The 14,271-nt window shown below is 56.5% G+C and carries 13 protein-coding genes and 1 pseudogene; 7 read left to right on the top strand and 7 right to left on the bottom strand.

What is annotated here, in order from left to right; genetic code table 11:
• The first annotated feature begins 108 nt into the window (after positions 1 to 108).
• The 6 genes and pseudogenes from ASD46_RS25350 (at position 109) to ASD46_RS25325 (ending at position 3,724) form a co-directional block, all read left to right on the top strand.
• Complete coding sequence (locus ASD46_RS25350; RefSeq protein ID WP_060642940.1) at positions 109 to 465, top strand: hypothetical protein; 357 nt, start codon at positions 109 to 111, stop codon at positions 463 to 465.
• Positions 466 to 614: 149 nt separating this feature from the next.
• Positions 615 to 1,091 carry a DUF992 domain-containing protein gene (locus tag ASD46_RS25345; protein ID WP_060642939.1) on the top strand — a complete coding sequence of 159 codons (477 nt, stop codon included), beginning with the start codon at positions 615 to 617 and terminating at the stop codon, positions 1,089 to 1,091.
• Between the two features lie 247 nt (positions 1,092 to 1,338).
• Positions 1,339 to 2,040, top strand: coding sequence for a DUF1003 domain-containing protein (locus tag ASD46_RS25340; RefSeq protein ID WP_060642938.1), 702 nt, complete (start codon positions 1,339 to 1,341; stop codon positions 2,038 to 2,040).
• Between the two features lie 93 nt (positions 2,041 to 2,133).
• Positions 2,134 to 2,703 carry an HdeD family acid-resistance protein gene (locus ASD46_RS25335; RefSeq protein WP_082546263.1) on the top strand — a complete coding sequence of 190 codons (570 nt, stop codon included), beginning with the start codon at positions 2,134 to 2,136 and terminating at the stop codon, positions 2,701 to 2,703.
• Between the two features lie 226 nt (positions 2,704 to 2,929).
• Positions 2,930 to 3,220: pseudogene (locus tag ASD46_RS25330) on the top strand (alpha/beta fold hydrolase); the annotation flags it as partial.
• A gap of 234 nt (positions 3,221 to 3,454) precedes the next feature.
• Positions 3,455 to 3,724 carry a hypothetical protein gene (locus ASD46_RS25325; protein ID WP_060642936.1) on the top strand — a complete coding sequence of 90 codons (270 nt, stop codon included), beginning with the start codon at positions 3,455 to 3,457 and terminating at the stop codon, positions 3,722 to 3,724.
• 734 nt (positions 3,725 to 4,458) lie between these two features.
• On the opposite strand, the gene ASD46_RS25320 is transcribed toward ASD46_RS25325, so the two are convergent.
• The 7 genes from ASD46_RS25320 to ASD46_RS27975 all read right to left on the bottom strand — a co-directional run bounded on the left by ASD46_RS25320 (position 4,459) and on the right by ASD46_RS27975 (position 11,896).
• Positions 4,459 to 4,719 carry a hypothetical protein gene (locus tag ASD46_RS25320; RefSeq protein ID WP_162248403.1) on the bottom strand — a complete coding sequence of 87 codons (261 nt, stop codon included), beginning with the start codon at positions 4,717 to 4,719 and terminating at the stop codon, positions 4,459 to 4,461.
• A gap of 287 nt (positions 4,720 to 5,006) precedes the next feature.
• The gene (locus ASD46_RS25315; RefSeq protein WP_060642934.1) at positions 5,007 to 6,608 is read right to left on the bottom strand and encodes an MFS transporter; all 1,602 of its coding nucleotides are present in this window, start codon (positions 6,606 to 6,608) and stop codon (positions 5,007 to 5,009) included.
• Positions 6,605 to 7,717: an HlyD family secretion protein gene (locus ASD46_RS25310; protein ID WP_060642933.1), complete on the bottom strand. Its 1,113-nt coding sequence runs from the start codon at positions 7,715 to 7,717 to the stop codon at positions 6,605 to 6,607. Before ASD46_RS25310 ends, ASD46_RS25315 begins: the two co-directional genes overlap by 4 nt.
• Positions 7,718 to 7,831: 114 nt before the next feature.
• Complete coding sequence (locus tag ASD46_RS25305) at positions 7,832 to 8,377, bottom strand: helix-turn-helix domain-containing protein (protein WP_112191869.1); 546 nt, start codon at positions 8,375 to 8,377, stop codon at positions 7,832 to 7,834.
• 56 nt (positions 8,378 to 8,433) lie between these two features.
• Complete coding sequence (locus ASD46_RS25300) at positions 8,434 to 9,393, bottom strand: AraC family transcriptional regulator (RefSeq protein ID WP_323455151.1); 960 nt, start codon at positions 9,391 to 9,393, stop codon at positions 8,434 to 8,436.
• Positions 9,394 to 9,545: 152 nt separating this feature from the next.
• Entirely contained in the window at positions 9,546 to 10,793 is a 1,248-nt protein-coding gene (locus ASD46_RS25295) for a sensor histidine kinase (RefSeq protein WP_060642930.1), read from the bottom strand.
• A gap of 848 nt (positions 10,794 to 11,641) precedes the next feature.
• On the bottom strand, positions 11,642 to 11,896 hold the full coding sequence (locus tag ASD46_RS27975; protein ID WP_200951534.1) for a helix-turn-helix domain-containing protein: 255 nt from the start codon (positions 11,894 to 11,896) through the stop codon (positions 11,642 to 11,644).
• A 937-nt stretch (positions 11,897 to 12,833) separates the two neighbouring features.
• Between ASD46_RS27975 and ASD46_RS25280 the strand changes: the two genes are divergently transcribed.
• A complete protein-coding gene (locus ASD46_RS25280) occupies positions 12,834 to 14,270 on the top strand; it encodes a cytochrome ubiquinol oxidase subunit I (protein WP_060642927.1) in 1,437 nt (478 codons plus the stop codon).
• Position 14,271 lies beyond the last annotated feature (1 nt).

The raw sequence follows: 14,271 nt of genomic DNA, 5'->3' as shown, positions 1-14,271 counted from the left end.
CGCCTTCCTGCTTAACCCCATAGTTTTCTCTCACCGCTTCAAACGCGGTCGAGATGCCGCCCGGCGATCCGTCAGCGGCATTCACCATCCACAGTGAAAGGAAAAGCTATGAATCGCGTCTCGAAACTTGCAGCCGCCGCAGCCCTCGCCACAATGTCGTTTGCCGGGGCCAGCTATTCTGCCGACAGTGCCAGCATGAATTGGGCTCCGGAATTGGAAAAGACCCTGACAACCTTCAATAAACCCTTCAACATTGAATACACCAATGACTACAGCGCCAGCGACAGTGACAGCAGAAACCCAAATGCTGTCCCTCTGCCGGCGTCGGAAGTTCAGAAGCTCCAGGCTGCGATCGAATCCAACAAGGCGCTTGCCCGTCGCCTCGTGCGCCGCGGCGCGATCCTCGATGACATCGTGAACGCTCAGCAGGCTGCTGACGGCAGCGTCACCTTCTGGCTGCGTTAATTGAGCCAGCCTGGTCCAATCTCTGGGCCAGGCGCCCCCCACTCTTGTCGACCGCGCCAAATGGCTGGCTCTTCTCCGCGGCGACCGCTGCGCGCTCCTTTCATAGGATCGCATACTCTCAACTGATCCTCATTTGGAAAGGACCCCCTATGCGTAAATCTCTGATCTCTTCTCTCGCCCTTGTCGCTGTGATCGGTCTTGGCGCGAGTTCCGCCACGGCAGCTGAACATGTCGAAGCCGGACGCCTCGATTGCGACGTTTCCGCCGGTCTCGGTGTTATCGTCGGATCGCAGCAGAAAATGAACTGCGTGTTCACGCCAAGCGACGGCACCGCCAAGGAGGCTTACTCCGGCACGATAACTGAATTCGGCCTGGATATCGGCGAAATCAACAAGGCGAAGCTCTCCTGGCTCGTCTTCGCGCCCGCATCCCGCGATGAGGCTGCCCTGTCTGGAACCTATACCGGTATCACGGCTGACGCCGCCATCGGTGTTGGCGTCGGCGCCAAGGTGCTCGGCGGTGGTCTGCACGGCACTATTGCGCTGCAGCCGATCGCATTGCAGGCCGAAGAAGGCGTCAATATCGCGGCAGGCATCACTGCGCTGACGCTGCATGCCGCCAACTAAGCAAGCCGGGGCGTGCGGAAACCTGCCACACGCCTGTTCTGCCTGTGGGGTCGGCGCCGCGCTTGCACCCGCAAACAAATTTGGGGGACCCAGTTTGAATGCCCTGTCCATAACCGAAAGAGACGAACCGAAACCACGGGGCCCGTCGACAGCAAACAACACATATGCTGTCCGAGCGATCGATGCGGTAACCGGTGTGTTGCTCGAGCCAGGTCAGGAATGCCGGATCGACGAGTTGAGGCCAGGCGTGGCCGATTACTTGCGCCGCCACCATCCCTCACTGAAACCGGACGACACGATCGACAGGCGTCGGATTGAAGATCTTCGCCGCCAATCGATACTGGATCTGCTTCGTGAGGATCGAGACGAATTGACGCCGATCGAAAACGAAGTGGCCGAAAGCATATGGTCGCGGGAGACGCTCGCTGAAAATACCGAAACCGAGTTCGATGACAGCGAAACGCTTGGAAGCCGCGTTGCAGACCTCGTCGCGGAGTTCGGTGGGAGCTGGACCTTCATCATCGGCTTTGGGAGCGTTCTTGCAGCCTGGATGGCCTACAATAGTTTTGTTTCGGCGCGTGATGCCTTCGACAACTATCCCTTCGTCTTGTTAAACCTCGTTCTCTCGACGATCGCAGCCTTTCAGGCACCCGTGATCATGATGAGCCAGAGGCGGCAGGAGGCGAAGGACCGGCTCCGGTCGACCAACGACTACAAGGTCAACCTCAAGGCCGAGCTTGAAATCCGCAGACTGCACGAAAAGCTAGACCATCTCATCACTCGGCAGCGACGGTCAGTGGATGATGCCGAGCAGCACGCGCTGGTTACCGGTGCTGGAAAGAAAGAACTTCTCCGGCGTTCCAAACAGCCACGCCCGAAGGGGGCGCGCCAGCGCGCCGCGATTGCGCGCAGATCATCTTCGTTTCCACCGGGCGTACCGGCAAGGTGAGAATACCTGCCGTCATCAATCGATTTTGCATCTACTGCGGTTTCCTACCCGGGACCGCCACGCTTTCCAACTCGTTCATGAAAGGAGCCCGCCATGACTATGATCACCGTAAACGCCAACCCAAGTATCGCTTTAAAAAAAGCCCGCGCCAACTGGGGCTGGTATGTGGCTCTCGGCCTCGCACTGATTGCCGCCGGCTTCGTCGCCAGCATCAACCTCTTCGCCACCACGCTCGCGTCGGTCATCTACATTGCAGCAATGATGCTCGTCGGCGCCGTCCTGCAGATAGCACATGCGTTTTCCGCAAATGGCTGGCGCCGCCGCACTTTTGATCTGGTCAGCGGGCTGTTCTACGGTATCGCCAGTGCCTTTCTGATTTTTGATCCCATTCTCTCCGCAGTCGATATCTCGCTGGTGATCGGCGCACTCCTGATCGTCGCCGGTATCTTCAAGATCGCAACTGGACTGCGTGTGCGCGCAAACGAGGGTTGGGGATGGGTCTTTGCCAGTGGCATTGCGACCACCGTTATCGGTGTCATCATCCTCGCGACCTGGCCGACTGTCGGGCTCGGGCTTCTCGGCGCTATGCTGACCGTCGATCTCCTTTTCCAGGGCTGTGGCTTTCTCGCTTTCGGCCTCGCCCTGAGGCGGCGCCGGAGCTGATTAAACAAACCTTCATCCGGTGCTCTTCGAACAGGCCATGAAGGTTCGCTTCCGCGCAAGAGGAGGATCGCAGCATGTCATCACCCAACAGTACGAAAGAAATGGAGCCCGTGGCTTTCGACGAGACCGCGCCTCTGCCGGGTCGTGGTCTTGTCCGGTTCTCGCAGTCAGTTCGCAATATCGCTCGAATGACGGTCTTCGCTCTGTGCTGTGGTGTGCTCTCAGGAATTGGGGGAATGTGCGCCAGGGCATGATAGGCGGAGCCAAGCCGAACTACGACGGTATCAAGGCATTTTCCGAAACGGATCAGACGGAAGACCTGAAGAAGATGACGGTTCCGACGCTCGTTACCCAGGGCGACGACGACCAGATCGTGCCTTATACCGACGCGGCTGAACTGCAGATCAAACTGCTCAAGAATGGCACGCTGAAAATCTACAAGGGTTATCCACATGGCATGCTGACGACCCATGCGGACGTTGTCAATCCGGACATTCTGGCGTTTATCAAGGGTTGAACCGGATCGCCGTTATCCCCGATCTTGGTCGGGTAGCTGATGACACGTGGCGAGTGTTCGACCCGCCACGGTGGGTGCGAGATTGCCAATGCCGGAATCCTCGGGCAATCGATCCGTTAAAGCTGCGCCTGTCATGGCAGGGTTCCTATATCTTCGGATAGTAACCGGCAGGCGTTCGATCCGGTAGTGTTACTTGAAGATCTTTTCAAATCTATTTGCCGCAGGAGGCTAACAATGGAATGCGAACTGACCATGTCCGAACTCCTGACCGATCCGCTGATCCGCGTATTGCTCAAGGCTGATGGGATATCACTTAGTGATTTTTCAGATTTCATTCGCGACGCCGCCGCGCGCCTGAAACTGTCATCGCCTGCATCTGCGCTCAAAGAGCACCACGCGGGCCCGCGTGGATTGATCTGGCATGAGCAGTCAATGACTGGCCACGACACAACGATTGAGATTCACAAGCCGGCATTCTCATCCCTAGCGCCGACCTATGTCTGAACGTTTTTTTCGAGGATCTGACTTTCGCTGCGCGACACGCTTGTCGGCGGCCAACTATGCTTCGATCTCCTCTCGGGGGGGATCCACGTTTACCTCGGCTTGGTTTTCATCCAGCACTATCAAATCTGCTGCGCGCGACAGGGATTGAACACTGGCCGAACCACGATCGAGGAGGGATACGCGATGTAGTTCCTCTCTGCTGGTCGGCGACCACTTAACGCGACAGGATTTACGTGCGACCGGGCGGCTTGGAAAGCGACGTAGCAAATCCAATGCACAAGCGGGGCCGTCTTCCGTCTGCCGCCCAGCGAGACGGCTGACGATTGCCCGACTGAGGACAGCGAATCGGGCGGCGGCGGCCAGCGAGCTGCCAGGAAGGATCAGGATCGGGCAATGCTCGACGTCGCCGAAACCAATGGACTTACCGGACCGCCTGTCGAGTTTCCATAACTCCAGGTGTCCACGTTGGGATACTGTGGCTGTCAGGTAGGTCTGTAAAAAAGTAGAGGCTTCCGCGGATGGGACGATAAGCTCATGGTCAACCGCTGTGGTGAAAAGCGTTGCATGCAGATGCCGACCGCCTCGAGCATGAGCCGGTTGCTATCGTAGATTAGGCCAGGACCAATTCCTGCGGGTAGATCGAATAATTCGTGTCCGGTCGATAGTAGAGCAACCTTTGGCCTCGGCTTGACAAGGATCGCATGCGCGGATGACCATATACGGTATGGCTCGCGTTAAACTGTGTCCAGCGTCCGGCTTGCGTGTACGATATCGTTACCGACGCCGCGCACTTGCGGCTTGTCGGAGTCAGCTTTGAACAGGCGCGCTAGTTCGCCGTCCACACTGGTATCTCCCTGCATTACAAGGCGATAGGCTCCCCTGGGGATGCAAGCAGCGTTGCTGGCACCGATCCTGAAGAATGTTGTCTGCCAAGTCGCGATGGTGGCATTGTTGTTGAGTTCAAAGCCCATGCTGTCACCAGACAGGTCGGCCAAGTTTGCCGCGATGATGTCCGTTGCTGCATTGTCTGTTCGGAAGAGGTGAGAGCGACGAGGTCACAAGGAATGATGAGACCGAGTGCGACAGGGATCTGCACCTCGGTTAACCTCTGAAATGGCTCAAAATATCCGAATGTGATGGACGGAACCTCCGAGGGCGTTTTTCGTACCGGGTGTGCATCCTTTATTTTAGAACCTTGCTGAGGTTAGCGCTTTGCACGCTACGGAACGACGCCTGGATATGGCATTTGAAGGATGCAAGGGGTGCATTTATCCACCAGTCCTCAAGACTCCAGGTCGCCGGGCTCCGGATGTTTGAAGTCAGGGTGGAGCGGCCCATAGGGCATCGAGACCATAAAAGCTGCAACGAGCAAGCCGAGGACCGCCGCCCAGAATGACAGCATAAACAGGTCGCTGTAAGCAAGGACGGAGGCCTGATTTCTTATCCTGGATGCAACCAACGACAGGCTCTCAAGATGCGGTCTGTATCCAACACCGAAGACATGTTGCAGCTTTTGCAGGATGACATGAAGCTGTTGCGACGCTGTAGTAATCGGTGTGTTCAGTACGTCTGAATGATACTGCTCCCGATGCCGTTGCAGTGTTGCGAGGATGCTGATCGCTAACTCGACGCTTCCAAGTCGAACCACTTGGATGTAGGCCGAAACCGCAGTCGAGCGAGAAGGATCAGAATTGCCGATAAGGTAGACGATGGAGCCAAAAAACGCGAACGACTGGCCGGCCGTATGGAGGATCACCGTTGGAAAGAAATTCCATGGTGCCCAGTCGAGTGTAAGAAGTGAACCTAATTGCGAGCCTGTCGCCATTAGTCCAAGGCCAAGCACGATGCACAAGCGGGCATCGAACCGGTGTAACAGAACGGCGGCTATGGCAATGAATAGAAAAACTGGAATCACGGCCCCGGTCAGGTAAAGCGTGGAGATCGAAATCGGTCTCAATCCCACGACATTTTGCAGGAAGCCGGGTATGGCAATCGAAGCGCCAGCACTTGAAAGCGCGTAACAGATGATGATTGCGTAGCCGAGACCGATGTTGCGGCTCATGATAACGCTGAAATGAGCCCAAGGGTGCGCCACAAGCGTTTCGTTGATCAGAAACCCGATTGCAAGGATTGAACCGCCGGTCAGGAGCGCAATAATCGTGCCCGATTGGAACCAGTCTAGCCGATTTCCCTGGTCCAGACCGACATAGAGCATCGTCATGGAGCAGCCGAGTAGCATCATCCCACCCCAGTCGGCATGTTCAAGCAGACCAACGTTGATATCCTCTTTTGGGGCAGCGATTAACAGGAGAAGCGCGACAAGCGGCGCAAGGATGACGTCCTGCCAATACATCCACTGCCAGCCGAGATAATCGCCATAAAAACCGACAAGGACAAATCCGAGATTCTGCGACAGCGGCACGCGTAGGACGTAAATAGCGATTCCGATCAACCAGTATCTCTTGTCCAGATTGCGGAAGATGACCATTATCGTCGCTGGGATAAAGACGCCTAGCAAAAGCCCTCGAATAGCATGCAGTGTGAAAAGCAGCGGCCCATCGTTCACCAGTGGGATCTCAAGGGATACGATGGCATAGATAAGGGCCGTCGGTATCATTACACGTCGTACCCCGAAAACGGTCGCAAGCCACGCCACGCCAGAAGCGATAAGGATCTGTGGCGCGTTCGCGATCGTGCTCAGCCAAGATGCCTCATCGACACTAAGAGAGTAGGCTGCACGCAGGTCGGGCATTCCAACAACGAACACGCGCGTGTCGAACCCGACGACAAAAGAAGCGAGAAGCAACGCTGCGACGATCAGCAATGGACGGGTGGCGGTGGTGCCGCTCGTAACCGGCCCGAACGAGCGGACGGCGGTGCTCATGGCACTGCGTCACCCAGGGTGTCGACGGTGACCGTGGCCGACATTCCCGGTCGCAGCTGTTTCAGCAAGGCTTGGTCCGGATCGATGGCAATTTTTACGGGAATCCGTTGAACGACTTTCGTGTAGTTTCCGGTTGCGTTGTCGGGGGGAAGCAGAGCGAAAACGGAACCGCTTGCGGGAGAAAGATCAATCACTCTGCCACGCAACGCTTTCCCCGGAAACGTGTCGATTCTTATCTCGACCATGTCTCCCGCTGACATTCTCGAGAGCTGGGTTTCCTTGAAATTCGCCATCACATAGACGTTTGGCAAGGGGACTTCGGATATGATGCCTGTGCCGGCGCTGACGAAATCGCCTTCATGAACGAGCCGCCTGCCAAGCATGCCATCAAAGGGGGCGTAGATCCGTGTGTAACCCTGGTTGATCCTGGCGGTGTCGAGATTGCCCTGAGCTGCGTCGACTTGAGCTTTGAGTAGCGGCTCCTCGCCTTGCAAAACCTTCAATTGCGCGCGTTGCTGGGCAATTGTGGCGGTCGTCGAGCGCACGGATGCCGCAGCCTGCAATGCAGCGGTCTGAGCTTGCTGCAGCGCCTGTTGCGACGTGGCGCCACCAAGATCAGACTGGCGTCTGTACTCCTCATCCGCTTGCATGCTCTGCGCCAGTGCCGAGGTGTTCTGTGCTTCGGCGGCATCGATCGCAGCCATCTGAAGCTCAATCTGATTAACTAGGTTAGCGAGGGTCGCGTGTGCCGAAGCAACGTTTGCCGAGGCAACGGTGACCGCCGCTTCGAACGTGCGAGGATCGATCTCAGCCAAGAGCTGACCCTTGGCAACTTTTTGGTAGTCGGCGACCGCCACGCTGCTGATCGTCCCGCTGATCTGAGCGCTCAGGGTCGAGATATCCGCGTTAACGGTTGCGTCATCGGTGGATTGATGCGCGGCGCCAGCAATCCAGCTATCCCAGTTGCCGATGACCGACGCAGTTGCGGATCCGACGACGACGACGGCTACGACCGGGATCGCCACGCGCCGGATCGTCGCCAAGACTGCGGAGGGAGGCTGCGTTGGCGCAGACGAAGCACTGCTCCCGGTGGAGGTCTGGTCGATCATCGTTGCTGGAATCCGTCGTAGTCGAAGCAAAAATCTATGCAAAGGATACCAATGTGCTTTGAAACCCGACACTATACGGAGGAATAGGTCGAACCACCTTGTGTATGGTGGTCTTCAGTCAATCTCGTCAGGATTATCCGCCGAGAGCGCGCCGCGCCGCCACACCGACGGCGGCACGCCTGTAGATTTGCGAAAGGCTTTCGCGAAATGCGCCTGATCGACAAACCCACATCTGGTCGCGACTTCGCTTAACGGCATTGTCGCTTCGGCGAGTAGCTCCGTCGCTTTTTCGAGGCGCCGTTGTACCAACCAACGATATGGCGACAGGCCGGTCGAGGCTTTGAATGCTTGGGTGAAATAGCTTGAAGACAAGCCGCAATTGACCGCGATCTGCGTCACAGTAGAACGAGTAAGGAGGCTGTCTTCGAGGAGCGACAGAGCCTGGGTCAGCCGAAGAGGTGACAATCCACCCCGTTTGAATATCGACATGTGCCAGTTGCCGCTCTGTTTTAATGATTCAGCCAGTTTTGCGAATATCCAACTGAAGCGAATGGTGGTGTCGGGCAAGTCAGAAAATAATCGAAACGGCTTTGCTAAAAAGTCAAAGATGGGGATCAGACGAAAATCATCAGTCGAGCAAGGTCGTCTGCCGATGCTCAAAGCCGCAATTTCTCGTGCACAAAACCATGCTCGGGGACGACGATTGACTATTGTGCTTACTTGGCGGAACGGAATTTTGTGGAGATCGGATAGAGACCGATTGTCGGCGCTGGGGGAGCGTTGCGCCTCCAAGCGGCTGGTGGCACACCTTTGGCCTCACCGAAAGCCCGCGTGAAATGGGCCTGATCGGAAAAGCCGCACGCAGAGGCAATTTCCTTTATAGACAGCTGGGAGTTCTTGAGCAAGTCAATCGCCTTTTCGATCCGTCGCTGAGCCAGCCACCTGTGCGGCGTTCCACCGGTCGATATCTTGAATGCTCTAGCGAAATAGGAGGAGGAGAGCCCGCATTCAGTCGCGATATCAGTCAGAGTCAGTTGGCCGTTCAGATTGGCATCAATCAACATTTTTGCCCGGTTGAGTTGCGTTGGCGTCAAGCCGCCACGACTTAATCGCGCGCGTTGTCGCGAGGTGCCGTAAGTCGAAGCAAGATGGATCAGCAAACCCGTGCCGATATAGTCGAGCAAAAGCTGATTGGCCTCGCAAAAGCCATCAAAGATCGGAACGAGCGCGCTGACAATGCTCTCAACAATAGGATCGCTGGTATCGGCACCCGGCGCGATGTCGAAACTATCCAACCGCGCTGAGCCGATCTCATCATCAAGTGAATTGAGCGCTCGCCTTGAGATATGGAAATTCACGCAGTCGAAAGGCGTTTGAAGGTCCGCTCGCCAGGATCTGGAATAGTCATAGAGGGTGAAGTTGCCCTTTTTGCTTCCGGCAAAATCCAGTCGCTCTCCATCGAGCCAAAGTCCGCCTTGATAATCGCGGAGCTGCGAGGACAACATGAACGCATCCTCTTTCACATGATCGTCGGAGAGACCATGCCCAGCCATGTCGCACTTGAACCTCGACATCGCGAGGAGACCGCCAGTCAAGGTCGACATCGCAATATACGGCGCTTGGTCGGCTCTCAGGTACTCCATGTTACGATTGTCTATCGTTCTTGTACTGGGCAACGGCGTTTCTCCATTCACTCCTTGGGTCGAGACTTTATAGAGCAACCTAGCAGATAAAATTAAGCAGAGCTATGGATCGGGACGCGCTGGATAGGCGCGCAACATTGTGTTTTCGCTCTAGCCAGTTCCCTGCACGTTCGGAAATTAGAACATCAGCCGGTTGTTGCCATTGGCAATCTCAAGAGCATCGTCGTGCCGTCTGTCTCCGAGCGTGCGACATCGAGGCTTCCGCCGTGCAGTTGCGCGATTGTGCGGGCGATTGCCAGTTTGACGCCCCGGTGTCCTTGCTTTGCTGTGTAAGACAGATCAAAGATTGCGTCCCGAGCGCCGACAGGGATAGTTTCACCGGTGTCCGAAAATGCCAGAACGAAGAATTTGTCCTGCGTCGCATTCGAAATCGTTAGTTTTCGGGGGGTGTCCACTGCCTTCATCGCGTCAAAGGCAATGCTCACCACGTTGACGATCGCTTGTTGGATCTGTTTGGCATTGCCACGAACCAGCATCTCCCGAGGAATATCGCAATAGCTTTGAACGGAAGCATCTTGAAGATCTGGCGCAATCGCTTCCAGCGCCTCAATCACGATCGCCTGCAAGTCTACCGGTTTGCTGTCGGGACCGCCGGCGGGTGATGTCTTGCGATAGGCTGCAACCACACTACCGATCGCAAACGTCGATGAGGCAATCTTCCTGAGGGACTGCCGTGCTTTTTCAACTTTCGGAGCTTCTTGGTTGAGCCATTGGAGACCCGCGCTGGCATGGGCTACAACCGCCGAAAGTGCGTCATTTATCTCTATCGCGATTGACTCGGCGACGCCGGCAATAATGGCGCGATCGACTCCGTCAATTTCGGTTCGCCTGTCAGATGGAGTTCGATCCATGAGGTGGCTTGTGTCGCCGTACTGTTTGCTTTCCCTGCAACGCGGTTTAAGAACCCGTCCCAATGCCAAAACGTAGAGTTCGATCGCGCTGACAATATGTCCCGGAAAGCCAGCACCCCGCGGGTCCGATTCCATGTAAACTACCCAGCTGGCGCCGTCCTCCCCGCCAACCTGCAAGCATAATGCGGGTTCCGCGTTATCGGCGGGGCGAGGTGCCCGCAGTGGATCCCCGACCGTTAACGTTGTGTACCGTTCAGATATCGGGTTCGAAGCGATCAGCTCGAGAAGTGCTGCTTCGCCCGGGGCAAGACTAGCCGACTGTGGATGAGTAGCAACTGCCTTGTCGCCTTCTATGACAATCTTCGTGTCGACGACCAAATTCTCGCCCTTTTGAACAAGGAGATATGCCTTGCATGCGCCCGAGAATTGAACTGCGGCAGTGAGGAGGTCTTCAACATGTGCATGCTGCACGCGAGCGTCTTGTGTGAACGCCCCTTTCAACTCCCCGCCCGCGTCGGTCATCGTCACCACCCTGTTTCACCAATTGCACTCGGTGGGGATAGAAAGACCGCGCCGGATGCGATCGTCAACGCATGATAGCTTCGAACCGACACTTTGGGGCGTGTCCATTCAATCCAGGGGGCATTTGGCGCAGTATCTTTCAAAAAACATCAACGTGCCGAGACTGGCATGCTACAAAGGTTGTGCTGACACCTGCGGATTCGAAGTTCGGAAGGTTCAACGACGAGATCACAGAACAGCTCAAAATTTGCCTTGGAGACTGGTATGAACATGCTGGTTCCTCCAGTTTACCCGCATCGTCACCGCCAGATCCACAATCGCCAGCAGTCCCGTCGATCGCGGAACGTCTCGGTGGTAACCATCCATAGTTCGCGGGTCGGCGGATCCTCACCCAGGTCAATACACACAAGATTTGCCCGTTGGTCGCCGGCAGATCGCGTTAGCGCGGCAATCCCTAAACCCTAGCAACTCATCTGGGCCTGAACGTTTCCGTTCTTCGACTTCAATGTGACCTCGGTACCGGCAAGCTTCCGCTTGAACTAGTCTATAGCTGGAAATGCGTCGAGCGATGTATTGCGACCAGCGTAAAGCCATCGTCCATTCGGTTCGGGAGTTCATTCCCTTGGCGAGATAGAGGCTGCAACGCATGTCAATCAGTCGCCGTTGGACGATATCGTCCTCGGCGACGGATGGATCCGGAAGGAAACGTCCGCCTCGCGTTGAGCGAGGCCGAGGACGTAAGCTCCCGTCAAAAGTTCAATTTCGACCTCGGGATTGAGCGTCGAAAACGTCTCAATCACCGCAGGTGAAACCCAAGCGCAAACAAGTCGGGCGACGATATACGCAAGCTACCTTCCAGTTTTTGCTCGTCGCCTGCCAGACGCCGTTCCACGGCCAGGGCGGCTTCCTCCATGTGCCAGGACATGGGGCCGGCTCGGGTGTCCCCCTTCAGTCAGTACATTGCCGTCCGCGGTTCGTTGGAACAGATCTTGGCCTGTTGCGGCCTCCAGGGCTTGCAGCCTGCGACTGACAGTCCGATCGCCGATCTTCGGAGGACGGTCGACCGCGCGAGGTGTACCGCTTCTCGCCGCGGTGAGGAAAATTCGAACGTCACCCTATTTCTCATCGGCGCCGCCATCTCTGCCATCGGGACCGAAGCCCAGAACCACTGCGGTTGGGCGACTGCAACGCTGATGGCCTGTGCAGCAAGCGCCGTCGCCGTCAGTCTTCAGTTGAGCAGGCGGGTTTCTAAATGACCAGCGAAATGGGGCGGGCATGATGCTCGCCGCATCGTACACCAATTCCCCTGAGCGCCGGTGTCAGTAGAGGACCTTGCTGCTAAGGAGCGTGGCCAGCCTACAGCCTCATAAAGGAGGGCTAGGCCTACGTATCAGTTATTCCGCGGCGCTTTCCCCTTAAACTCTCCTGACCTCAATCGGCTCAATCTTCGTATCGCCGCCCCCCGATACGCTTCATCGAAAGCCCACCCTTTATGGCGATCTCAGCAACCGTTAATGGACGGCTGGCTCAACTCGATGGACCGCCGGACATGCCCTATTACGGCCTTGCGCGACCTGCTCGGCATGACGGGCACAAAGTTCGAGTGCAGTATCGACCAATCCGGTGCATTCACCCTGCAGATCAACGGCGAGCCGGTCAGGTCCTGCATGCTTGCAATCGGGAGAAATCGATGGCGCGATAACGACGATCGAGGGGATTGGCGAAACGGAGGAGGGAAGAGGCATCCACAGTTTCTGGCTTTCGCTTGAGGTCTTGCAATGTGGCTACCGCCAGTGCGGGCAAATCAAGCCACTTTCGCTCTTCTTGCCCGCGACCCGAAGCCCGACGATGCGGCCATTGACGCTCCGATGTCCTCTGTTCGGCCGCTTTATATCAAGGCGTAGCCTAGCTATACCTAGGTTTAATTGCGGGCCAGGCGCCCAGCCGCGATTGTGTTGGCAGATGCTTCTTTCAAGCGTTCGACATTCGAGCACGTAACGCTCGCCATCAATTAATCAATCAACGCCAAGGAGCGTCTCGATGCTGGGTTTCAGCGCATTGGAACTTGCGCGATTGCAATTCGCCTTCACCGTCTCGTTCCACATCATTTTTCCCGCCATCACGATCGGACTTGCCAGCTATCTCGCTGTACTCGAAACGCTGTGGCTGATCCGACGTAATCCAGTTTATGTCGAACTCTATCACTTCTGGTCTAAAATCTTCGCCGTTAACTTCGGCATGGGCGTCGTGTCCGGCCTGGTGATGGCCTACGAGTTTGGTACAAACTGGAGCGGCTTTTCGCAATTCGCCGGTGGCGTTACCGGGCCGCTGCTGACCTACGAGGTCTTGACCGCCTTCTTCCTGGAAGCGGGCTTTCTCGGCGTCATGCTGTTCGGATGGAACAAAGTCGGTCCTGGACTGCATATGTTCGCAACAGCCATGGTCGCGCTCGGCACGCTGATCTCGACTACCTGGATTCTCGCATCCAACAGTTGGATGCAGACACCGCAGGGTTTCGAGATCATCAATGGCAAGGTCGTTCCGACCGACTGGCTGGCGGTGATCTTCAACCCATCCTTCCCCTTCCGACTGGCGCATATGACGCTTGCCGCCTACCTGTCAACGGCGCTCTTCGTGGCCGCTGCTGCCGCTTGGCACCTACTGCATGGGCGCTCGACACCCGCGATCCGCAAGATGTTTTCGATGTCATTGTGGATGCTGATCATCGTGGCACCGGTCCAGATGTTTGTCGGCGACGCGCATGGCCTTAACACGCTCGAGCATCAGCCGGCAAAGATCGCGGCGATTGAGGGCCACTGGGAAAATGATCCGAACGCCACCAACCTGCCCCTGATTGCCTTCGGTGTTCCTGATATGGCTGCCGAAGAGACAAAATATGCAATTGAAATTCCTTATCTAGGCAGCCTGATCCTCACTCATACGCTGCATGGAAAAATCCCGGGCTTGAAGGAATTCGCTCCACAGGATCGGCCGAACTCGACAATCATATTCTTCACTTTCCGCATCATGGTCGGTCTCGGGCTCGCGATGTTCCTGCTCGGAGTCTGGGGTGCGTTCCAGCGCTGGCGCGGCAAGCTTTACGATACAAGGCCATTCCTCCTGTTCGCCCTTTTTATGGGGCCAACCGGGTTAATCGCGGTCCTCGCCGGCTGGATCACCACGGAAGTCGGACGCCAGCCCTGGGTGGTGTACGGCATCCTGCGTACCCAGGACGCGGTATCCAATCACGCGGTCCTGACCCTGACCATCACGCTGGTCATGTTCATAGTGATGTATTTCCTGATCTTCGGTACCGGTATTGGCTTCATGCTGCGGATGGTTGCCCATGGCCCAGACGAGGGTCGTGGTGGCACGAGCCCTCAACACGAGGGACAGATCAATCGTCCCGCGCGTCCGTTGTCTGCAGTTCCCGACACAATCAACGCCGCGCCGATGCGCGAAACCACGGAGGTTTGAG

The sequence above is a fragment of the Rhizobium sp. Root491 genome, from assembly GCF_001427205.1.
GTDB classification, from domain to species: domain Bacteria; phylum Pseudomonadota; class Alphaproteobacteria; order Rhizobiales; family Rhizobiaceae; genus Agrobacterium; species Agrobacterium tumefaciens.
Note: the sequence above shows the minus strand (reverse complement) of the source record. Positions and strands in the feature narration are given on the sequence as shown.